The organism is Paenarthrobacter sp. JL.01a (assembly GCF_025452095.1).
Lineage (GTDB): Bacteria > Actinomycetota > Actinomycetes > Actinomycetales > Micrococcaceae > Arthrobacter.
On the sequence record NZ_CP104877.1, the window covers coordinates 2,049,345 to 2,071,796 of the forward strand.

16 protein-coding genes and 1 tRNA gene are annotated in these 22,452 nt (G+C 63.2%); 8 read left to right on the plus strand and 9 right to left on the minus strand.

From position 1 onward, the window contains the following. Window positions 1–219: 219 nt before the first annotated feature. The gene (locus N5P29_RS09730) at window positions 220–3,570 is read left to right on the plus strand and encodes a galactose oxidase-like domain-containing protein (RefSeq protein WP_262278359.1); all 3,351 of its coding nucleotides are present in this window, start codon (window positions 220–222) and stop codon (window positions 3,568–3,570) included. A 33-nt stretch (window positions 3,571–3,603) separates the two neighbouring features. On the opposite strand, the gene N5P29_RS09735 is transcribed toward N5P29_RS09730, so the two are convergent. Next, complete coding sequence (locus tag N5P29_RS09735; protein ID WP_262278360.1) at window positions 3,604–4,251, minus strand: LysE family transporter; 648 nt, start codon at window positions 4,249–4,251, stop codon at window positions 3,604–3,606. Between the two features lie 70 nt (window positions 4,252–4,321). Here N5P29_RS09735 and N5P29_RS09740 point away from each other — a divergent pair, with 70 nt between their 5' ends. Further along, the gene (locus N5P29_RS09740) at window positions 4,322–4,747 is read left to right on the plus strand and encodes an Lrp/AsnC family transcriptional regulator (RefSeq protein ID WP_262278361.1); all 426 of its coding nucleotides are present in this window, start codon (window positions 4,322–4,324) and stop codon (window positions 4,745–4,747) included. A 25-nt stretch (window positions 4,748–4,772) separates the two neighbouring features. Here the strand turns inward: N5P29_RS09740 and N5P29_RS09745 are convergent, their stop codons facing one another. From N5P29_RS09745 to N5P29_RS09755, 3 genes are all read right to left on the minus strand, one after another. Next, entirely contained in the window at window positions 4,773–5,762 is a 990-nt protein-coding gene (locus N5P29_RS09745) for a serine hydrolase (RefSeq protein WP_262278362.1), read from the minus strand. Between the two features lie 147 nt (window positions 5,763–5,909). Beyond that, window positions 5,910–6,839 (minus strand): phosphotransferase, encoded by a 930-nt coding sequence (locus tag N5P29_RS09750; RefSeq protein WP_262278363.1) that lies wholly within the window; start codon window positions 6,837–6,839, stop codon window positions 5,910–5,912. Between the two features lie 385 nt (window positions 6,840–7,224). Then, window positions 7,225–7,809, minus strand: a complete 585-nt coding sequence (locus tag N5P29_RS09755; protein ID WP_262278364.1) for a neocarzinostatin apoprotein domain-containing protein — start codon at window positions 7,807–7,809, stop codon at window positions 7,225–7,227. 603 nt (window positions 7,810–8,412) lie between these two features. On the opposite strand from N5P29_RS09755, the gene N5P29_RS09760 reads away from it, so the two are divergent. Then, on the plus strand, window positions 8,413–10,995 hold the full coding sequence (locus N5P29_RS09760) for an MprF family protein (RefSeq protein ID WP_262278365.1): 2,583 nt from the start codon (window positions 8,413–8,415) through the stop codon (window positions 10,993–10,995). Beyond that, window positions 10,992–11,747: an ABC transporter permease gene (locus N5P29_RS09765; protein ID WP_315973389.1), complete on the plus strand. Its 756-nt coding sequence runs from the start codon at window positions 10,992–10,994 to the stop codon at window positions 11,745–11,747. The genes N5P29_RS09760 and N5P29_RS09765 overlap by 4 nt, the downstream gene beginning before the upstream one ends. A gap of 59 nt (window positions 11,748–11,806) precedes the next feature. On the opposite strand, the gene N5P29_RS09770 is transcribed toward N5P29_RS09765, so the two are convergent. The 4 genes from N5P29_RS09770 to N5P29_RS09785 all read right to left on the minus strand — a co-directional run bounded on the left by N5P29_RS09770 (window position 11,807) and on the right by N5P29_RS09785 (window position 15,608). Further along, on the minus strand, window positions 11,807–13,477 hold the full coding sequence (locus N5P29_RS09770) for a phosphodiester glycosidase family protein (protein ID WP_262278366.1): 1,671 nt from the start codon (window positions 13,475–13,477) through the stop codon (window positions 11,807–11,809). Between the two features lie 157 nt (window positions 13,478–13,634). Next, window positions 13,635–13,808, minus strand: a complete 174-nt coding sequence (locus N5P29_RS09775; RefSeq protein ID WP_262278367.1) for a CsbD family protein — start codon at window positions 13,806–13,808, stop codon at window positions 13,635–13,637. Window positions 13,809–13,928: 120 nt separating this feature from the next. Next, window positions 13,929–15,053, minus strand: coding sequence for a glycerophosphodiester phosphodiesterase (locus tag N5P29_RS09780; RefSeq protein WP_262278368.1), 1,125 nt, complete (start codon window positions 15,051–15,053; stop codon window positions 13,929–13,931). 141 nt (window positions 15,054–15,194) lie between these two features. Further along, window positions 15,195–15,608, minus strand: coding sequence for a rhodanese-like domain-containing protein (locus N5P29_RS09785; protein ID WP_262278369.1), 414 nt, complete (start codon window positions 15,606–15,608; stop codon window positions 15,195–15,197). Between the two features lie 224 nt (window positions 15,609–15,832). Between N5P29_RS09785 and fdh the strand changes: the two genes are divergently transcribed. From fdh to nrfD, 3 genes are read left to right on the plus strand one after another with little or no spacing between them, the layout of a single operon-like run. Next, a complete protein-coding gene (gene fdh, locus N5P29_RS09790; RefSeq protein ID WP_262278370.1) occupies window positions 15,833–19,153 on the plus strand; it encodes a formate dehydrogenase in 3,321 nt (1,106 codons plus the stop codon). After that, window positions 19,154–20,164 (plus strand): 4Fe-4S dicluster domain-containing protein, encoded by a 1,011-nt coding sequence (locus tag N5P29_RS09795; protein ID WP_262278371.1) that lies wholly within the window; start codon window positions 19,154–19,156, stop codon window positions 20,162–20,164. Beyond that, a complete protein-coding gene (nrfD, locus tag N5P29_RS09800; protein WP_262278372.1) occupies window positions 20,161–21,252 on the plus strand; it encodes an NrfD/PsrC family molybdoenzyme membrane anchor subunit in 1,092 nt (363 codons plus the stop codon). The genes N5P29_RS09795 and nrfD overlap by 4 nt, the downstream gene beginning before the upstream one ends. Before the next feature lie 14 nt (window positions 21,253–21,266). Here the strand turns inward: nrfD and selD are convergent, their stop codons facing one another. Continuing rightward, window positions 21,267–22,271 carry a selenide, water dikinase SelD gene (gene selD / locus N5P29_RS09805; RefSeq protein ID WP_410007919.1) on the minus strand — a complete coding sequence of 335 codons (1,005 nt, stop codon included), beginning with the start codon at window positions 22,269–22,271 and terminating at the stop codon, window positions 21,267–21,269. Window positions 22,272–22,336: 65 nt separating this feature from the next. On the opposite strand from selD, the gene N5P29_RS09810 reads away from it, so the two are divergent. Then, window positions 22,337–22,431: transfer RNA gene (locus tag N5P29_RS09810), tRNA-Sec, on the plus strand. Window positions 22,432–22,452 lie beyond the last annotated feature (21 nt).

A 22,452-nucleotide genomic window follows, 5' to 3' on the forward strand; every position in this document is an offset into this window, starting at 1 on the left:
GATGGGTGGTGCGTTTCTCTTCAGGATCGTGAGGAGATCTCCCGGTTAGCAAAAGTCCGTGATCAAGGCGTCTGAAAAGGTCAACGACGCCCGCGGCACCCCGTTCATATTTCGATGCCCAGTGATGAAGCCAGGACCGCTCCGTCGAATCTGACGCCTTTGCTTTGCCGGACCCGCGGATCCTGGCCAGCCACGGCCAGTCGAATCAAAGGAACAACCATGCAACGCATCTCTTCGTCACGGCCCCTCGCGATGCTTGCGGCCCTCGCTCTTGCAGTCGCCGGATCCGTCTTGAGCCTGCTCCCGGCAGCCGCACCCGTGGCAGCTGCAGTACCTTTGGCTACGGATCGGATTGTCAGCACGCACCAAAGCACCCCATCCACACGAATCGTCTCGCCCGCCTTTACGACGAGTCAGACGAATGAACTCCTTCTTGCCTTCCTCACATCCGACGGACCTAAAGCCAGCGGTGGAGCATCGTTCTCGTCGGTGGCAGGTGGCGGCCTCTCCTGGCGGTTGCGCAAACGGACCAACGCCCAATACGGCACTGCGGAGATATGGCAGGCCGTCGCGCCGGCCGTGCTGACGAACGTCACTGTCACGGCCACTAACTCGGGTTCTTACCAATCGTCGATGACGGTGGCGACCTTTGTCGGCGCGGACTTGGCCATTGACGGTGCTATTGGAACGGGAAACGCCGCCACAGGGGCTCCCAGCGCTTCCCTGACCACAACGCGCGCCGGCTCATGGGTGTGGGGAGTGGGAAATGACTGGGACAGGGCCACCGCGCGCAGCGTCGGCGCCGGACAGACAAAGGTGGACGAATACCTTTCAAGCCAGGGCGATACGTTCTGGGTCCAGCGCCAGAGCGCAATAACGACGGCGGCACCTCCTACCGTCGTGACGATCAACGACACAGGACCTACCACTGACCAATGGAACCTCTCCATCGTGGAAATTCTTCCGGCCCCACCGGCAACAGGCGATACCACTGCCCCCGTGATCTCCTCTGTGTCTGCCGGCACGCCCAGTTCCAGCGGAGCGACCATCACCTGGGCCACAGACGAAGCTTCCACTTCGCAGGTGGAATACGGCACCACCACGGCATACGGCCAGAGCACGGTTCAGAATTCGACGCTTCAGACCACCCATTCAGAGGCACTGTCCGGGCTCTCGGCCAGCACTTTGTACCACTACCGGGTGAAATCCGCCGACGCCGTAAGCAATGTTGCCGTCTCGGGCGATGCGACCTTCACTACCGCGAGCGGCGGGTCCGGCACGGACCCGTCGGTAGTCGGCTCGTGGGGCCCTGTCGTCGCTTGGCCGGAGGTGTCCATCCACGCAGCGCTAACACCGACCGGGAAAGTTCTCACATGGCAGGGCGACTTCTCCCAAGGCGGCCAGCAGTACCTGCTCGATCCCGCAACAGGGAACTACATTCAGGTACCGAGCGCAGCCGCAGACCTCTTCTGCGCAGGGCAAGCGGTCCTGCCCGACGGCCGTATCCTCGTCGTCGGCGGGACCTCAACAAGCGGCGGGCTGGGTATCCGCGACGTGACGGCCTTCGACCCCGTCACGGAAACCTGGCAGTCCCTGGCGCCTATGAACCATCCGCGGTGGTACCCGACGGCGACGACGTTGGCCGACGGGCGCGTGCTGGTGACCTCGGGTTCTAACACCAGCTTGACGGACCTGGTGACCATTCCGGAAGTCTATTCACCCACCACGAACACGTGGACGGACCTGACGGGCGCGAACCGGAGTATCCCGTATTACCCCTTCATGTATCAGCTGCCTGATGGCCGGGTCCTCCAGTCAGGGGCGTCCGAACAAGCCACTTCGACCCTGGCGTTGAATGTGTCCACGCAGCAATGGACCACCGTGGACTCCCGTGTCCTGGACGGCGCCTCGATTGCCAATTACGCGCCGGGCAAATTCATCAAGTCCGGATCCGCCTCGGACAGTGGATTCACGGGACAGTCCACCAACACCGCCTACATCCTGGATATGAACGCGCCAAGCCCGGCATGGCAAGCGACTGCCTCCATGGCGTTTCCCCGTAGCTTCGTGAACTTGACGAACCTGCCCGACGGCTCAGTCCTTGCCACGGGAGGTGGAACGGACAAATCGGGTCAGGATGTCACCAAAGCCGTAATGCAGGCCGAGGTCTGGCAACCGGCCGCGGGAACGTGGAGCACCCTGTCGCCGATGTCGGTTCCCCGCCTCTACCACTCGGTGGCCGTCCTGCTCCCGGACGGTCGGGTCTTCGTTTCCGGCAGTGGCGGGGACGACGGCGTCACGGACCAGAGAAGCTACCAGATCTACTCCCCGCCGTACCTTTTCAAGGGCCCGCGCCCAACCATCTCCAGCGTGCCGGGCAGCGTCCAGTATGGTTCGCCCGCGTTCATCGGAACACCGGACGCGGCCCGGATCCAATCGGTGTCCCTGATCAAGACGGGATCTGTGACCCATGCCTTCGATGAGAACGCGAGGGCACTGAACCTGAACTTCTCGCAAACATCCGGCGGCCTGAACGTCCAAATGCCTGAGAACGGAAACTACGCTCCTCCGGGGTACTACCTGCTTTCGATCGTCGACGGCAATGGGGTTCCGTCCACAGCCGCCATGGTCCGGTTGCCGGCGCCAGGCCAGGACACCACCCCTCCGTCGGCGCCAACGGGCCTCGTTGCCTCTGCCTCTGCCGGCCAGATTTCCTTGACGTGGACGGCCAGTACAGACAACGTGGGTGTCACTTCGTACCGGGTTTCCCGTGACGGAGCCGTGATCGGGACATCGCCATCGACCAGTTACGCCGACACCTCGGTGGTTGCGGGGACGACCTACACCTACACAGTCGCTGCCCTCGACGCGGCAGGCAACGTCAGTCCGCCGTCGAACAACGCCACGGCGCAAGCCGTCGCAGTGCCTCCCGGCGTCACGGTCGACAAGATCGTCTCGGTCCACCAAGGCACCAGCACGACGACGATCAGCGCCCCGGGTGTGACAACCACCGGCTCCAACGAACTCGTCCTTGCCTTCATCAGTTCGGACGGACCCAACTCCGCGAATTCGGCGCGGATAGCCAGCGTTGCCGGCGCAGGGCTGACCTGGACGCTTCGACAAAGAACCAACACGCAACCAGGCACTGCGGAGATCTGGCAAGCCGTCGCCCCCGGCCCGCTTTCGAATGCGACCGTCACCGCCACGCAGGCCTCGGGCAGTTGGCAAGCCGCCATGACGGTCGTTGCCTTCCGCGGTGCAGACACCACATCAGGAGTAACCTTAGGTGCCAATGCCTCCTCGGGCGCGCCGACGGCCACCCTTACGACCACCAGGGCCGGTTCCTGGGTTTGGGGCGTCGGCACGGACTGGTCCAACGCGATATCCCACACGCCAGGACTGAATCAAACCCTCGTTGACCAGTTCCTGGCGCCAGCGGGAGACACCTACTGGGTCCAACGACAGAACTCCGCCACACCAACGAACGGCACGCCCGTGACCATCAATGACACGTCCCCAACAACGGACCGGTGGAACCTGGCCATTATTGAAGTTCCGGCGGCACCCTGATCCTGGTTCAGCAGTCCCGGTGTGGCCGCAGGGTCAGCCGGCTGAATTGCCAAGCGCAGCGGCTCCATTGATCGTAACCAGTGTGCCCAGTGTGAGGACCAGCAGCGACGCGGCAATACCAATAGTCCGTGCCGTTCGGGGGCCGACGGCTTTGCCGAAGAATGAGCCGAGAGAGGCCAGGACTAGCTGCCAAGCGAATGACGTCAGGCCGGCCGCCAGGGTGAAGGCGGCCGGAGCTGCCCACGAGCCGCCGGGACCGACAACAGAACCTCCGAGGGCGACGAAGTACACCAGAGTCAAGGGGTTTACAGCGGTCAGGCCAACAAAACGGAGAAAGGCACGTGATGATGATTTGCTATCTTCGAAGTCCGGGCGTGACGGCTTCTTCAAGCCCTGCAGGAATTGCATGACCCCAATGGAGGTGATCAGCAATCCCGAAGCCAGCAGGAAAATCCCCCGGTGTTCTTCGATGTTCCGTACCAGAAGAGTGCCTGCCGCCGTCGCGCCCGCACAGTAGAAAAGATCTACAGTTGCAACCCCGGCTGCAGCTGCACTTGACACCCGGAATCCGTTGACGATTCCCTCCCGCACCAGCAGCGCGGCGATGGCCCCAAGGGGCATTGCAACCCCCAGGCCAACCAGCGCACCCGCCAAGGTCGAGGTCCAAATTTCGTTCACCATGCAGATCAGTTTGCTTTCCCGGCGCCTCCGGCTCTGCCCAACTATTGTCTGGCGCAGATATTATTGAAGTGTGGATCACATTGACGAGAAAATTCTCGGTCTTCTGCAAGAAAACGCGCGGCGTTCGTTCAGTGATGTCGGCCGTCACGTTGGGCTGAGTACCAATGCCGCTGCCGCCCGCGTGCGGCGTCTGGAAGACGACGGAATCATTCTCGGCTACACCGTTATCGCGGGGAAAGATACCCCCGGACCTCGTGGCGGCTTGGAAGTCTTCATTGACGTCCGCCTTGATTCCGAAACCGACTACGACGCTTTCCTTGCCCGCATCGAACCCATCAAGCAAATTGTCGATGCCATCCACATGACTGGGCCCTACGACTACCTCCTGCGTGCTTATAGCCCTGACACGGCAGCACTCGACGCACTGCTGCGCCGGCTCAAGAAGGAATGCGGGGCGGCACAAACGCAGACCCGGATAGCGCTGCGTTCGAGATGACCGCCCGAACAGTGTTCAGGCTCTTTCACTGGAGCAGGGCGTCGACCACGAGCTGCGTCACTTTGTGGATGATGTCGGTGCGTTCTGTAGCGCTGCCTAAGTCTTCACCCTTGGTGTAGATAACCAGTGCGTAGCTGTGTCCGCCCTTCTCCAGTATCGCGGCATCGTGCAGCTCCCCGCCAAGCTCCCCGTACTTGTGGTAGACCGTGACGTCTGCGGGGACGGCGGCCGGGATGAGTGTTTCGTCGTTGGTGTTCTGCATCGTGGACAATAACTGCGTTGTATCCTCGGCGTTGAGCAGGCTCCCTGAGTAGAGCTGACCGAGGATGCGGGCCATGTCCGCTGGGGTGAGGGTGTTGGTTTCCGGGTCGTACTGCACGCCCAAGGAGTCCGCGTAGTCGCTCAGTTCCTGGAAGCCGATGGCGTCCATGATCAGTGACCAAGAGTCGTTGTCGCTCTGCTGGATCATGGCCTGCAGTTGAAAGGATGCCGGATAGGCTCCCAGCGGCTCGTCGAGTGATGCCGCGCCGCTTTCAACAAGGTGGAAATACGCTGCTGCTGCCAGCACCTTGGCGGTGCTGGCAGCCTCGAATGGTTTCTTCACACCGTACTGGTGGACTTCCTTGTCCTCGCCCCCGGCTGTCACATCCAGGAGCGCCACCCCGATCTGATATTCCGGGTAGGCGTCGATAACGTCGTTTATTTCGCGCTCCAGGGTCGGGTCATCGATCGAGTCGGCCGCTGTCACCCCTTGCGCCGAGGGCGCAGTCGTCGGAAGTGAAAGAGCTACCGCCGGGGGAGGCGGTTGTTGCTCCGAAGTCGTCTTCGGCGCGGCGTTGGACGTAGTGCGGGCCTGGGCCGCAGCGTGGACGCTGACCGGCACGGCCATGGCCAGGAGGATGGCGCAAACCCATATGAAGAGCGCACGCCTTCGGTGAATGACGGGCGAACGGCGGCGGGCGCGGCCGTTCGTGCCGGTCTTTGGCTCAGGCTGCTCCGGGTTGCTTTCGTACACGTCCGTAACGCTACGAGTGGAACCTATGCCGCAGCTTTGAGTCAACTGTTTTTGTTATCAGCACCGAATTGGATATGAGGCGGGTGCCTCTTCCGTTAAGGTGAGCCCCGGCGTCGTATGCGGTCGCTGATCCAGCCATATCGTAGGTCAGTCCCGCAGGAGCAGCGCCTCGATCTCCGGAAGCCGCTCGAACAGCTCAGGAAGGCCATGCACCCCGTTCTTCACGGACTCATGCGACAAAGCGAGGTCCGGGCCAGTGGTCGTCTCGACGCCGGCTAGACACCTGAGGATGTTCCGCCTCGTGTGCGCCAGCCACGCGCCGACCATGTAGGCAAACCAGCTTGGACCTGGCGGCGGCAGAGTACCGCCGCCCGCGACGTAGCCGTCCAGAACCGAACGGAAAATTTCGGGCTTGATGTCGTCCAGGCCGGGTCCCTTGGCGAGGGACAGTGCGGTTGAGCCAAGCTCTCCGGAGAGGTCGAGCATCCCGGAGAGCTCCCAGTCGAGCACCACCGGCCGCCCGTCGTGAGCCAGCAAGTTCCATGGCTGGATGTCCCTGTGGGTCAGCACGAGCGGACCTGGCGGTCGGCAGGTGTCGACGAAGTTGGTGATCGCGAGGAAGGTCTCGACGTGAGAGGAGAGCTCTTCGGCCCAGGGCTGTCCGGTTGTTTTCGCCCGCTTGGCCAGCCGGGACCAGTCACTGGGTGCGTGCTCCGGGATCGGCTGATGGTTCCAGGGGATGTGGAGCGAATGGAGGCGCGCGAGGATCTCCCCAATCTCAAAAGCATATGCCGCCGGGACCGGCGCTTCAGGCACCTTCTCGCCGTCGACCCAGCGGTGAACGATCGTTCCGTGGCTGGCAGAGATCGGCTCCGGCATTGGAATGCCGGCAGCGAAGGCTGCCCGCTCAAACCTGAACACATCCTCCGTGGGATAGGTCCCGCCCCGGTCGTCGAGGTTCAGCTCCTTGACAGCAAACGACCCCTGATCCGTGTCGAGCCGGTACATCCGGTTGGCGAACCCACCATGGACGCGGGTCATCGGCCCGATCGGCGCACCCAAATGCGAAAGGTCCATTTACCAACCCTAGGTGCTGGCGGCGTGAGCGGCTCTCAGGTTCTCAACGCCAACCTTTTGGTAGCGGCCCTCGGGGGCTCGCTATCTGGTAGGGCAGTGCCGGGCGCTGGCGTGACGCTGGGATGGACGTTGATTCACGAAGGTTTTTTCCGAAACCGGATAGACAACCGGACCTGCATCGCGTTCGACCAGGCGTTGCACCGCGACTGCTGGACTGCTTTACACTCTGCACTTTACAAATTGAGAATAAATTGACTGCATTTACAGCTTTCCGAATTGTTAATGCCTTAAGTCAATACTGGCCGATATAAAATAGAAAGCATCGCCACGCAGAAGGGTGGGTGTCCCCCCAAGGAAACACCCACCCCGCCCTCATGGCTCGGTGCTACTTGGGGGTGCTCGTGCCTGCACGCCTTCGTGCGACTACCACGGATGCGGAGCCTGCGGCCAGGACGCTGACGCCCACCAGCCCCCATGCGACCAGCCCTGGTTCGGCTGCCGTATTTGCCGGTGCTGCCGCCGTGCCGGCGTCGGTGACGCTGGATACGGAAACGAGATTGGAACCGCCCTTTCCGTTGCCGTTGTTGCCGCGCCCGTGGTTGCCGTTGTTGACACCGACCCGTGCGGAGCGAACGTTGCCCGAGGCGGCGCCGGTGGCAACGATCTGGTATTGGCCGGCGTTATCGAAGGTGATGCTGGTGGATATCGCACCCTTGCTGTCTGCCACAACGCTGAAGTTGGCTGGAGCGCTGCCCTTCGGGCGTCCCTTCTTCTCGAAGGTGATGTTGACGGTCTCGCCCGGGAAGTATCCGGTGCCGGAAAAGGTGATGGATTCACCCCGGTCAATGTTGCCGTCGGAAACGGTTCCTTGCTCGTTGCCCGGTGCGGGATAGGTGCTGGCCACGGCCGGCATAACGCCAGCGAAAACAACAACTCCCGAAAGCATTAGTGCTGCGATGGTCTTTTTCATATTCTTCCTCGGGATGAGTTAAGTAAATTGCCTGCCAGTTCTGCCATAAATCAAAAGGTGCACCCCCATGCGTCCTGCCAGCGAAAGAGTATCAGTGGGGGAGGGGGGCGACAAGGCACGGTGCAAACGGTGATAAAAGGTTAACTTGTACTTCACGTGACAGGACTCTCTCAGTTATTCCGAGTAACAACTGATTTTTATGACAAACTAAACAGCTTCCGTGACAAGCTCGTCACCGGATCCATGCCACCTGGATCATCAGTCACTGGCGGCCCAGCGAAGCCCCAGCAGTTTCGAGCAGCTGCCAGCGTGCATTTTCTGGGTCGTCCGAACAGCCCTGTAGGAGTAACATCCGCCCCATGGACCCGGCACCCTTAGGTGCAGGTTTCTCGACCCACAGGGACGTGAGTGGAGCGCGGGATCCTACGAGCCGGGGATTGTTTGAAGCTCTGCGTAGCAAGAAGGCAAGGCTCCGTCGAAGCTTTCCGGGGCGCCATGGTGGAGTAGCCTTGATGGCGCTGCATCATCCCGTCACGCCCGGATGGGGCGTCCTTGGGGTGGGCGAGCACCACAGCCTTGAACCCGGTCCCGGAGAGGAAACCCATGAGTACGCGCTGGAACAGTGCGGAAAACGTACCGCAAAAGCGCTGGCGCGTGGGCCAAATTCCGGGAATCATCGCCACAGCTCCTGTGACGGTCATGTGCATTATTGTCGTCGGGGTTTTTGGTTCCGTCGTTGACGGCCTGAGTGGAGGTTCCCGGGTGCCGCTGGCTGCAACGGCGCGTTCGTTTCCGGAACACTGGTGGGTGCTGCTGAGCTCAGCTTTCGTGGCCCGCAATCCTACTAGTGCACTGATCGGCATTCTGCTGTTGTTGGGTGTCGGAGTCCAGGTTGAACGACGTATTGGAAGCCGTCGCTTCGCCTTGGCGGCGATCGCGGGCCAGGTAGTGGGAGTTGCCGCTGCCATGGGATTCGTGAGCGTGTCGGCCGGGGTAGTGGGGGAATGGGTCGGTCAAATAAGCGGGAACGTTTTTGCCGGGCCGACGGCCTTCGTTTGCGCCACGCTGATGGCGTCCACTGCGTCCATGACGACGCTTTGGCGACGCCGGATACGTTTGGGGGTTTTTGCCCTGCTCCTGTTGCTCGCGCTGTACAACGGTGGATTCGCCGATTTGGTCCGGCTCTTCGCCGCCACAGCGGGCGCCCTCATCGGGCCGCTTCTGTCGGGCCGTAGACCCAGGACACCGCATCCCGTGGGTTCCCGGCATGAGCGCCGGGTGCTGATCGCTCTGCTGGTCGCGGCAACAGCCATTGGACCAGTGGTCGCGGGTCTTGCCCCTCACGCAGTAGGTCCGTTATCGGTCCTACGCTACCTGCTCACCAACATCCAGCCCGTGGATCCGGAGACCTTGAAAACTCTCTGCTCTTATCCTGCCTTGGCCAGGGACTGCGCCGCGGCAGGATTGCAGCTGCGGGCAGGGGCAGGAGGCACCTTCATGGCGGTGCTTCCGTCATTCCTGTTGCTTCTGCTTGCCGACGGATTGCGCCGCGGTCGCCGCGCAGCTTGGGCGGGGACGTTGGTCATCCAAGCAGCGCTGTCAGCGATCGCCGTCGCAACCATCATTGCTGTCCTGCAGCCCACGGCCGGTGAGACTGCGGCAGCAGAGGGCCTCGCCGCAGGAGAGGCAGCCGCTCACGGGCATCCGCTCTCCCTGGTGCTGCCGCTGCTGCTGCCCCTGCTGCTGGCGGTGCTTCTGTGGAGTCGACGGAAATTGTTCAGCGTGCGCGCCCCGCACGGCACATACCGACGTCTTGCAGCCCTCATCGCGGTCCTGGCGGCCGTCTTGGCATTGGTCTATGTTGGGGCAGCCTCGGCATTGGCCCAGGACTTCAATCCAGCGCCCGGGCTGGGCGAAATCCTTGCTGACGTCCCGGACCGGTTCCTGCCACTGGCTTACATGTTCGATCTGACGCCCGCCTTCGTTCCCCTGAGCCCTGTGACAGTGGCCCTGTACGAGGGAGTGGGCATCGTCTTTTGGGCGGTCACGGGGGCCGCTCTGCTCAGAACCTTCCTCCAACCTGCGCACAACCGCCACAGCCTGGACGAAGACCGGGCCCGCGCCATTATCAAAACCCAGGATGGAGGTACCTTGTCCTGGATGACGACCTGGCCGGGCAACAGGTACTGGTTCGCGCCTGAAGGTCAGAGTTTCGTCGCCTACCGGGTTATCGGCGGCATCGCCCTCACACTGGGGCCGGCGGTTGGTCCCCTCAGGGACCGGGAAAAGGCTTTTGACGAATTCACTGCCCACTGCACCGCCAACGGCTGGAGTCCGTGCTTCTACTCCGTGCCCCAGGAAGTGAAAGACCATGCAAGTGGCAGGGGCTGGGCCGGGGTTCAAGTCGCCCAGGAAACGATTCTCGATCTGGACAATGTCACGTTCAAAGGAAAGAAATTCCAAGACATCCGAACGGCGATGAACAACGCTGCAAAGGCCGGCGTCCGGGCTGAATGGACTACCTATTCGGCTGCACCCCGCACGGTCCAAGCACAAATCCAGGAGATCTCGGAAGAATGGGTGGAGGACAAAAGTATCCCGGAAATGGGCTTCACCCTGGGGAGCCTTGATGAACTCGACGATCCCGAAGTCCGCTGTCTGGTGGCCATCGACAAAGACAAGAAAGTGCACGCCGTGACCTCGTGGCTCCCCGTCTATAGGGGCGGGGCGATCATCGGCTGGACGCTGGACCTGATACGACGACGCAGCACCGCAATGCGAGCCAGTGCCGAATTCCTCATAGCCTCCGCTGCCGTCAGCCTAAGGGACGAGGGCTGTACATTCATCAGTCTCTCGGGCGCCCCGCTGGCGCCGCCGCCTGGCAGTGGCAGTGGCAGCGGCAGCGAACCGGATCCGTCCTCGTCCACCATGGATCGCTTCCTTGAAGGCCTCGGGTCCACCCTGGAACCCGTCTATGGATTCCGTTCACTGCTCGGCTTCAAGTCGAAGTTCCAGCCTCGTTTCGTGCCTCTCTATATGGTGTATCCCGATCCCGCAGCATTGCCGGCCATCGGCAGGGCCGTTACCCGTGCCTACCTGCCGGAAATTCGTTTCGAGCAAGGCCTCTCCCTTGCCCGGACTCTGCTGCAATCCATGGTGTCCCGAATGCGGCGGCGCCGAAGATGACAATTGTGGATTTCGGGCCCACAATTGTGGGCGTTCTGCTGCTGGTGGCCACGACGTGGATCGTGCTGAGCGCCTACGGTGTTCCCCGCCGGTGGTCTCCGGGTTTGGCGATACTGCGCGGGGCAGTTCAGTTGGCGGCCATCAGCATCATTCTCAGCGGTGTCATCAACAGTCCGGTCTTCGTTGCCCTTGCCCTGTTGGTGATGTTCGCAGTGGCGGCATCCACCGCTACCCGGCGGCTGGGCTGGAGTTGGCAAAACCTGAGACGTGTCGCCGGTTCCATGGCTTTGGGTGTTCTCCTCAGCATGGGCATTATTTTCGCCACGGGAGCTGTTGAATTGACCTCTCGTTATGCGTTGGCTATCGGCGGGATAATCGTAGGCAACTCCATGACTACCACGGTTCTTGCCGGTCGCCGTTTCACCGAGGCCGTCATTGATCATTGGGAAGAAGTGGAAGGGTGGTTGGCGCTGGGCGCCACGCCACGCCGGGCAACACTGGAGTTGGCCCGCGGTGCAGTGTTTTCCGCTTTGATCCCGTCGATAGGCCAGACCAAAACTACGGGGCTGGTGACCCTGCCGGGTGCTTTTGTCGGCTCTATTTTTGGCGGAATCTCGCCTGTGGAGGCCGGGCGTTTCCAGATCGTCGTTTTGGCAGGCATCATGGCGACCGTGCGCCATCACGGCCGTGTCCCTGATCTCCTCACGTGCGGGCGTGAGGGTACGTCCTGCACCATTGGGTCAGTGAACTGACTCTTCCGACCACAATGGATGCAGGTCGTTCAGAACGCCGGCCTCTTGCCCGCCGTCGTTCAGTTCCTGGCGGGTAGCAGGAGGAGCGCGTCCCCGACGGGGCGTTCGCCTGTAGCGTCGGACGGCGAATTCACCACCTGGCCGTCCTGGACCATCGTGGTCGATCCGCCACCGTCAAGGTTCATGGCGTTGACCATCCCGAGGGACCGTGCAACATCAGCTGCTTCCTTGATGCTCAGTCCCAACGAGGAGGTCTGGCGACCGTCCGCGGTGACGATCAGTGTGCGGCCCTGGGCATCCTCACCGACGATGGTGCGGGGGTTGCGCTTGTGGACCCACCCGTAATAGAAGCTGTTGCTGTCGTTGCTGTGGACCATGCCGTCACGCTTGGGAGTAACGTTCAAGGTCCCGTTTTCAACGAGCATCGGACCGCCGTTGACGACGTCGGTGCCCCCACCGGTTTTCAACGCCTTTCCGTTGCTGCCGAGAAGTTCCGTGGTGACCTTGAGGTGGCGCCCGACCGTGGCGAGGCTGGCAAGTTTGTCCGCCTCCGCACCGATGGCCTGCAGGGTCTTTCCACCCGCAGGGACTGTGGTGCCGCGGCTGTCGTTTACGGCTGTGACTGTTCCCGCGGCGTTGAGGATCACTTCCGTCCCGGCCCCGGCAGGGGTGGAGGGCCCGAACTCGGGGGTGAACTCGACAATCTCGTCGGCGTGGGTGCAGGTGATGTCATGCAGTGGCAGCGACGTCGGGTTGTCGCCGACGCCGCCGCAGTTGCGGATGAGCCCGGGAACCCGGTCGATCCCGTCCAAGGTGAGTTCGCCGCCTTTGCCCGGCGCGCTGACGGAGCCCTGCCAGCGCAGCCGCTGGATGGAGGTCCCGTTCTTGGCGCCGATGACCAGAGAAGGGCGGTCGCCGACCGGTTCGCTGAGGAGCTTGCCGTCATGTACGGATGCTCCGGCGGGGTCGCCCGGGGCGCCTGCTTTCGGATCCATGGTGAAGAAGCCACCGTTGACCGCTGCCAAAGCACCGGCGGCTGCGCTGAGCTGGCTGGTCGTTTCCCTGTCTTCGAGGTTCGGGCCGAAGGACGAAGTGAATTGGCCGCGGTAGTCCTTCGGGTCAATGGTGAGAACCTGGAAGTTCCAGGGGCCGCGGCTGTTTTCGCTTGAACCTTGGTCGCCGTCCCAGCCTGTGTAGATCACGGAGGACGTGTAGCCTGCGGCTTTGATGCGTGAGACCGTGTCGGTGCCTTCAGCTTTGGTGGGGAACGCTCCGGCGCGGACCCGGTAGCCCAGATCTCCTCCGGCGTCGGCCAGCTGGGGTGACTGGACGTGCTCGACCCTGGCGGCGACACCTGCTTCTTTGAGCTTGTCGGCGACCTTTTGGGCCTGGGCCTGGGTGGACAGTGCGGAGGCTGGGGCGTCCGGATCGGGGGAAGCTGAGGGAAGGGCTACCTCGGCCGTCCAGGAGAAGTCAGCGTTCGGCGTGCCGCGGCTGATGGCCGTGCGGGTCAGGCCGGGCGCCAAAGTCGTGACAGTGCGGGTTTCAGGCTGATCCGGTGCGCCAAGGTCGAGATGGCCGGACTGTGATGGTGCGGCCGCTTGCTGGTCCCGGGGCGGGGTCGCGGATGCCGCGCTGGAGGGGCCGGCCGGGGCGAGGAAGGAGAAGGGGAGCGACACGGCCAAGGCGGCGATAACCGCGCGGCGGTGGCGAAGATTGGGGTTGATCACGGTTTCACGCTAGGACGTTCAGGAAGGGGAGTTGGCATGCACACGCCGTCGTTCAGAACGCTTTCGTGAACTGTTCACCGGGTGTTTGGGCGGAGGCTTCGAGGGCACGAAAAAGGCGCGCCCCGTTCGCTGTGCGCGCCTTTCCCGTAAACCTTGGTCAGTGCTTGAAAGCGTCTTTGACCTTCTCGCCGGCCTGCTTCACATCGCCCTTGGCTTGATCGGCCTGGCCTTCGGCCTTCAGGCTCTCATCATTAGTGGCGTTGCCGGCAGCTTCCTTGCCCTTGCCGCCAGCCTTTTCGGCAGCGTTCTCAATCTTGTCGCCCAGTCCCATAGTGTTCCTCCTCTGGTTGGCAGCCGTGCGCATTCGGCTTGCATTCATACTAAGCATGCTTAGTATCCAGTTGGCAAGTCCGGGAGCCGGAAGTCAATGGCACTGAACGGCGCTGACGCACTACTTGACAGCTGATTTGCCCGGTTCCAGGTTGTACTGTTTGGGCAGCTTCAGGCCCCTCTCTGCCACGACTTCCCGTAGCGTGTCCGGGTAGTCGGTGATGATGCCGTCGACGCCGTCGTCCATGAGCTTGCGCATGGTCGGTTTGTCATCGACGGTCCACGGGATGACCTGCATGCCCTTGGCATGTGCGCGGTTGACCATGTCCGTTGTCACGTACGGGACGTAGCCGGGATCGGTGACGGTTCCGTTCTGCGGTGCGCCGTGGACGGGGGAGATGGCGTCGAAGCCAAGGGAAGCGGCCGCGTCCACCAGGTCCCCGCCAAAGTCGTCAGCGTCGATGCCGCCCAGCCAAGGCGACTTGCCCGGCTGTCCGGCCTGGAGGAAGTCCTTGTTCGTCAGGGCCACAGTGCGGATGCCGGGCTGGCGTTCCTTCACCAGGCGCAGCGAACCCCAGTCGAAGCTCTCGATGGAGACCCGTTCAGCCATATGCGCGGCGTTGATTTCGCGAAGGGCCACATCGACGAACTGTTCACGCGGAGCCGTCTCCTGCGGCGCGCCGGCCTCTACCTTCGTTTCGATATTGAACTTGACCTGGCTGGCCCTGTATCGGTTGGCCAGGTCGAAGACCTCTGCGAGGGTTGGCATCTTGGCCCCGGGAGAAGCTTGCTGTCCGGGGAACTGAGGCAGCGTTTGGGACCCGCAGTCCAGGCTTCGGACCTGGGCGAAGGTGAGGTCCTTGATGTACTTGCCGACGTAGGGGTAGGAAGGGTCACCCGGGACAACAGGTGCGGTGTCCTTGCACTTCTGGCCGCTGATCTTCCGGTCATGCGTAATGACCTCGCGGCCGTCCTTGGTGATCTGGAGGTCCATCTCCAGGGTGCTGACGCCTGTCTCGATGCCCTTGGCGAAGGAGGCCAGGGTGGACTCGACGGTCAGTCCGATGCCGCCACGGTGTGCCTGCAAGTCGAAGTGATTGTCGGTGCCGTTGGGGTTTGTGTCCGCAGCCTGGGCCGGGAGGGGTGCTCCCAGGGCGAGGCCGGCGGTGATGGCAGCCGCGGTCAGCAGCCTTGCGTATGCATCGCCATTCCGGATGACTCTGTGTTTTGCCTGGAAATGAGGCATGGGGGATCCAGTCTTTCGTCTGTGAAGGGGGTCGCTGTGAAGCGCCCTCCAAGTGTTACTGACTGGTAATTAACGCCGGGGGGTTGCTTTGTGAACACGAAGTGACGAGCAGGCGGGCTCCGCCGAACCGGCCCTTCGGAGCTAGTCGGATTCGGTGCGCTTCAGTGCCGCCCAGGCCTGGAATCCGCCCACGAGGTCCGTCGCATGGGGCAGCCCCAGCCGTTGCAGGGTGTGCGCGGCAAGGCTGGAACTGTAGCCCTCGTTGCAGACGATCACGATCCGCCGGGATGCGTCGCCGGCGGCTGGGATGCGGTGGGCGCTGGAGGGGTCAAGCCGCCATTCGAGAACGTTCCGGTCGATGATGACGGCTCCGGGAAGCTCACCGTCGCGGTCCCGTTGCTCCACTGGCCGTGTGTCGACAACCAGGGCACCGCCTTCCATCTCCCGTTCCAGGTCTGCCGGTTGAACACGCTGCAGCCCGCTGCGGCTCTCAGCCAGCAGTTGGTCGATCGTCAGGAACCCAGGGTCACCATCGGTGCTGTCCCGCTGCGTCATGATGTTCCTCCCTATGGCTGCCGGAGCGTCGCTCCTTCCACCATTAAACGAAAAAACTGCGTGTAGCTGTGGGTACTGCCGGAGGAGCGGCGACTTGGCGCCTGTCACCCTAATGGAAGCCGACGACGGCGGCCGCGCACCCGCCGTCGTCCGTCCGCGACCGCTATGGCGACACGAACCAGTGGTCCTGTTGCTGCCGCAGTGGTTTGGGTTATGCTCCACAAATGGCGCCGCGAAGTTTTCTTCAATGGCCGGTCGTCCGTCAGTTGAGTACGGGCGACCTCTTTGGCCGTGGACCGGCGGTGACGTCGGCCAAGACCAAGGCGATAACCCCCCGGACAGCTACTGCCGACCGCGTGGTGCAAAGCATCTGTCCGTATTGCGCCGTCGGGTGTGGACAGCGCGTGTACGTCAAAGACGAGAAAGTCATCCAGATTGAAGGCGATCCGGATTCGCCGATTTCCCGCGGCCGACTGTGTCCCAAAGGCTCAGCCAGTGAACAACTGGTCAACTCTCCCGGTCGCCAGACCAGGGTGCTCTACCGTGCACCGAAGTCCAGCGAGTGGGAGCACCTGGACCTCGATACCGCCGTCGAAATGATCGCAGACAGGTTCATCGAGACACGCCGCCGGACGTGGCAACAACACGATGACCAAGGCCGGCTGCTGCGCCGAACCATGGGCATAGCTTCGCTGGGCGGCGCGACCTTGGACAACGAGGAAAACTACCTCATCAAGAAGCTGTTCACGGCTGCGGGGGCGGTGCAGGTCGAGAACCAGGCCCGCATATGACACTCCGCCACGGTTCCCAGTTTGGGAGCCTCATTTGGACGCGGCGGTGCTACGCAATCGCTGCAGGACATGGCCAACGCTGACTGCATCGTTATCCAGGGTTCCAATATGGCCGAGTGCCATCCTGTCGGCTACCAGTGGGTGGCGGAGGCCAAGGCCCGTGGCGCCAAGGTCATCCACGTTGATCCAAGGTTTACGCGGACTTCCGCGGTCTCGGACAAGCACATTCCCATCCGGGCAGGCTCCGATGTTGTGCTCCTGGGCGCCCTGATCAACTACGTAATCTCCAACGACCTCTGGTTCAAGGAGTACGTCAGCGCCTACACCAATGCCGCCACGTTGGTGCACCACGATTACCGCGACGCCGAGGATCTCGGCGGGTTGTTCTCGGGCTTCGATCCCGAGAGGGGCGCGTACGACACGTCCTCGTGGTCCTATTCCGAACGGGGCGAGGGCACCATCGACGAACCGGGTCCCGGTTCCGAGCACGGCGCCGATGCTACCGCCCGGGCCGCCGGTCACGCCTACGGCAGTGGCGGCCCGCCCTTGGAGCACGCAGAGGTTGAGCGTGATGACACCCTGCAGGATCCGCGGACGGTCTTCCAGATCGTGAAGCGGCACTATACCCGGTACACGGCCGACATGGTGCAGGACATGTGCGGCATCAGCGTTGCGGACTTCGAGTACTTGGCCCGCGCCATCACGGAAAACTCGGGACGCGACCGGACCACGTGCTTCGCCTATGCCGTCGGTTGGACACAGCATTCCCTGGGAGCCCAGTTCATCCGTGCCGCCGCCATCCTGCAACTGCTGCTGGGCAATATGGGGCGCCCCGGCGGTGGGATCATGGCCCTGCGTGGACATGCCAGCATCCAGGGCTCCACGGACATCCCCACCCTGTTCAACCTGCTTCCCGGTTATCTGCCAATGCCCAGTGCAGGCCGTCACGACACCCTCGATGAATATCTGGCAACCATCGGCTCGAAACAACAGAAGGGCTACTGGGCCAACGCGGACGCCTACACCATCAGCCTGCTCAAAGCGTGGTGGGGAGAGGCCGCGAACGCTGATAACGACTGGGCCTACGATTACCTGCCCCGGCTGACCGGAGCACACGGAACCTACGAGACCGTGATGGGCATGCTCGAGGACGAAGTGGAAGGCTACTTCGTGCTTGGACAGAATCCCGCAGTTGGCTCTGCCCATGGCCGGATGCAACGCCTGGCCATGGCGCATCTGAAGTGGATGGTGGTTCGAGACCTGAACCTCATTGAGTCGGCGACCTGGTGGAAGGACAGCCCCGAGATCGAATCCGGGGAGCTGCGGACCGAGGACATCGAAACAGAGGTGTTCTTCCTCCCGGCAGCAACACATGTGGAGAAGGCCGGGTCCTTCACGCAGACCCAGCGGCTGCTTCAGTGGCGGCACCAGGCCGTGGCGCCGCCAGGGGAGTGCCAAAGTGAGCTTCAGTTCTTCTTCGAGCTTGGCCAGCGGATCCGGGAAAAGCTTGCAGGATCCGACGACGAACGCGACCGGCCGCTGCTTGACCTCACCTGGGACTATTCCACGGACGAACACGGCGAACCGGACGCGGAGGCAGTACTGGCCGAGATCAACGGCCGCCACCTTGAGGGGCCCGAGGCCGGGAAGCCACTCTCCGCCTACACCGAACTTCGTGCCGACGGTTCTACGGCGGCAGGCTGCTGGATCTACACCGGCGTATACGCTGACGGCGTCAACCATGCCGCCAACCGCAAACCGGGCCAAGAGCAGGGTCCCGCTGCCCCGGAATGGGGTTGGGCCTGGCCGGCGAACCGCAGGATCCTCTACAACCGGGCTTCGGCCGACCCTGCCGGTAAACCATGGAGCGAACGGAAGAAATACGTCTGGTGGGATCAGGAGCAGGGCAAATGGATCGGCGAGGACGTGCCCGACTTCCCGGTGGACCGTGCGCCGGGCAGCCATCCTGATCCTTCCGTCGGTGGCGCTGCAGCATTGAGCGGGGACGATCCCTTCATCATGCAGGCCGACGGCAAGGGCTGGCTGTTCGCGCCCAAGGGCCTCTTGGACGGCCCTCTGCCCACCCACTACGAGGCCCAGGAATCGCCCGTGGCCAATGCGCTCTACCCGCAGCAGCAAAACCCGGCCCGGCTGGTCTTCCCCCGCGCGGACAACCCGACTGCGCCGAGCGCCGGAACCAGTGGCGCGGACGTCTACCCTTACGTGTTCACGACGTACCGGCTTACCGAGCACCACACGGCGGGCGGAATGAGCCGGTGGCTGCCGTACCTGTCCGAACTGCAGCCGGAAATGTTCTGCGAGGTCTCACCCGAATTGGCAGCTGAACGGGGACTTGAGCCTTACGGCTGGGCCACGATCATTTCGCCACGCTCCGCGATCGAGGCGAAGGTGCTGGTCACCGACCGGATGGCACCGTTGAAAGTCGGCGGCCATACCGTGCACCAGATCGGGCTGCCCTATCACTGGGGTGTCGGCAACAACGCCGTCGTCAGCGGTGACGCGGCCAATGACCTCCTTGGTGTGACCCTGGATCCCAACGTCCAGATCCAGGAATCGAAGGTCGCTTCCTGCGACATCCGCCCGGGCCGCCGGCCACGTGGAGAGGAATTACTTGCCCTTGTTGCCGAGTATCGGGAGCGGGCCGGGGTGACCGTTGAGACCGGCAACGCAGCCGTCACAGCCCCGGCTGCCGAAGGCGTTGACCCTGCTACCGACCCGAAGTTGGAGGACTGAATGGGCCAGTTGTCCGGACCGACCGACCCCACCACCGATGCCCACTGGGAGCACAACCATCCGCGCAAGGGGTTCTTCACCGATACCTCGATTTGCATCGGCTGCAAGGCCTGTGAAGTCGCTTGCAAGGAGTGGAACCACAATCCGCAGGACGGAAACCTAGAGCTGCTCGGTTCGTCCTATGACAACACTGGATCTCTCGGTGCCAGCACCTGGCGGCACGTCGCCTTCATCGAGCAGGGCCAGGAGCGAATCGTCGAAGCGCGGAATTCAGGCCGCGCGCTGGTCAACCTGGGGATGCCGCGCATCGGGCCTCCGACGCCAGTGGCGCCTGAAGACAGCGACCTCGCCGAGGCCGACACCACCCCGCCGGACACAGCAGATTTCCGATGGCTGATGTCCTCCGATGTGTGCAAGCACTGCACGCACGCCGGTTGCCTCGACGTCTGCCCCACCGGAGCTCTTTTCCGTACCGAATTCGGAACCGTGGTGGTACAGGACGACGTCTGCAACGGCTGCGGAACCTGCGTGGCGGGGTGCCCTTTCGGAGTCATCGAGCGCCGAAGCGACGGCACGGTCAAAGTGGCCACAAGCAGGAATGACCGGCACGACGAACATCCCGCGATACCGAATGTTGGAATCGCCCAGAAGTGCACCCTCTGTTACGACCGGCTGGTCGACGACGAGACGCCCGCGTGCGCAAAGGCCTGCCCGACGACGTCGATCAAGTTCGGCGACCACGACGACATGGTGGAGACGGGAAAGGTTCGCGTTGCCGAGCTGCACGCCAAAGGCCTGACGGAAGCCAGGCTGTATGGTGCGAACGAAAACGACGGGGTCGGCGGAACAGGATCGGTCTTCCTGCTGCTGGACGAACCTGAAGTCTATGGACTTCCGCCGGACCCCCGGGTGCCGACAGCCGACCTGCCGAAAATGTACCGCAGGGCCGGAATGGCTGTAGCGGGTATGGCCGCGGCGGCTGCGCTGGCTTTCCTGGGAGGACGCGCGTGACGCTCTCGGAGTTCGATAATGTGCGGCCGGCTGAGCCAGTCCGCCTTCGGCGACCGGACGGCATAGCAGGCACTCGCCGCCGCCGGGACGCAGGGGACGGCTCACGGGAAATGCCCATGGTTCCCGAAGCAGAGTTCGGCTCCTACTATGGCCGCCCCGTGGTCAAGCCGGCGCCTTGGGGTGAGGATGTTGCGCTCTATCTGTTCCTTGGCGGCGTCGCAGCTGGTTCGGCACTGCTTGGCCTCGGTGGGCAATTGACGGGACGCCCGACGCTGCGACGGAATGCGCGGTTGGGTTCCTTGGCAGCAGTGAGCGTGGGCGCAGTGGCGCTGGTGAGGGACCTGGGCAGGCCCGAGCGCTTCCTGAACATGCTGCGGACCTTCAAAGTGACCTCGCCGATGAGCGTTGGTTCCTGGATCCTCAGCGCGTTCAGCGCCGGAACGGCAGTCACGGCAGTGGCGGAGCTTGACCGGATGACGGGGTCAAAGCTGCCATTGGGTCCGTTGCGGAAGGTGCTGCAGGCAGTCGAGGGACCTGCCGGAATTGAGGCAGCAGTGTTTGCAGGTCCGTTGGCGGCGTACACGGCCGTCCTGCTGGGGGACACCGCCACACCTACGTGGAACGCCGCGCACGAGGAATTGCCGTTTGTCTTCGTGAGTTCGGCCTGCCTTGCCTCGGCTGGACTTGCCATGGTCACCACACCAGTACACGAGGCAGGTCCTGCCCGGAAACTCGCCGTACTGGGTGTACTGGGTGATGTGGCGGCAATGAAGGTGATGGAACGCCGGATGGACCCGGTGGCTGCGGAGCCACTGCACCAGGGCAAAGCCGGGACCATGCTCAGATGGAGCGAGCGGCTGGCGGTTGCCGGGGGCCTTGGCGCATTGCTGGCAGGTCGCAACCGCGCGGTCGCGGCGGCTTCGGGGCTCGCGTTGCTGGCTGCCTCGGCCCTCACACGGTTCGGGGTATTCGAGGCCGGCATGGCCTCGGCACGGGATCCGCGCTACACGATCGAACCTCAGAAGAAGCGGCTGGCTGCCCGCCGTGCTGCCGGCGTCACCAACGACGCCATCACTACCGGCAGCTGAAACAGCCGTCCGCCCTAACGGACCTCGATTCCCTGACCGGCCGTGGTGTGGCCAATGACCGGATATCCCGGGAGTTCACCGACCACCAACAGGCCGCCTGAGGTCTGGGCATCGGCCAGCAACAGCAGATCGTCCTCGGTGATGCCGGCCGCCGTCGCCACATGCGGCCGCACCCAATCGAGGTTCCGGCGGGTTCCTCCGGAGACAAAGCCGTCACGCAGTGCTTCCAAGGCGCCATCGAGCAGTGGTACGGCCTTGAGGTCGATCACCGCGCCAACTTCTGAGGCGCGGACCATTTTGTGCAGGTGGCCCAGGAGGCCGAAACCGGTCACGTCCGTGGCGGCCCGAACGCCTGCGGCCACTGCCGCTTCCGAAGCCTCGCGGTTCAGGCCCGCCATCGTCTCGACCGCCTCGGCGAAAACCTCACCGGTCTTTTTGTGCCGGTTGTTCAGGAGTCCGACGCCGAGCGGCTTGGTCAGCGTAATGGGCAGCCCCGGCTGCGCCGCGTCGTTACGGAGCAGCCTGTCGGGATGAGCGACGCCGGTCACGGCCATGCCGTACTTCGGCTCAGGATCGTCAATGGAATGCCCGCCCAGCACTGGACACCCCGCCTGGGAAGCGACACTCAGGCCCCCGCGGAGTACCTCGGTCATCAGTTCCATCGGCAGCACGCCCCGGGGCCAGCCGACCAGGTTGATCGCCGTGACGGGTCGGCCTCCCATGGCATAGATATCGGAGAGGGCATTGGCGCCTGCAATCCGGCCCCAGTCGAAAGCATCGTTGACCACCGGGGTGAAGAAGTCCGCAGTGGAGAGAACTGCCAGGTCCTCGCGCACCAGGACCGCTGCCGCGTCGTCGCCACTGTCCAGCCCGACCAGGACCTCTGCGCCCGGTTGGCCGATCAGGCCGCGAACCACATCTTCAAGTTCTCCTGGAGGGATCTTGCAGGCGCAGCCCCCACCGTGCGCGTACTCGGTCAGACGGATTGCAGTCTCCGTGCCACCAGCGGGTTCGGTGATTGTTGCCTGGGTCTCATTCACCCGTTCAGCCTAACCCCCGAAAACAACCTGCTATATTGAGGCGCGGTGGCGTCCGGGTCCTGGTGGGCCCCCCGGTCTTCAAAACCGGTGAGGCCGAGCATCTCGGCCTGGCGGGTTCGATTCCCGTCCGCCACCGCCAGGCACCGGCGTGCAGATGCCG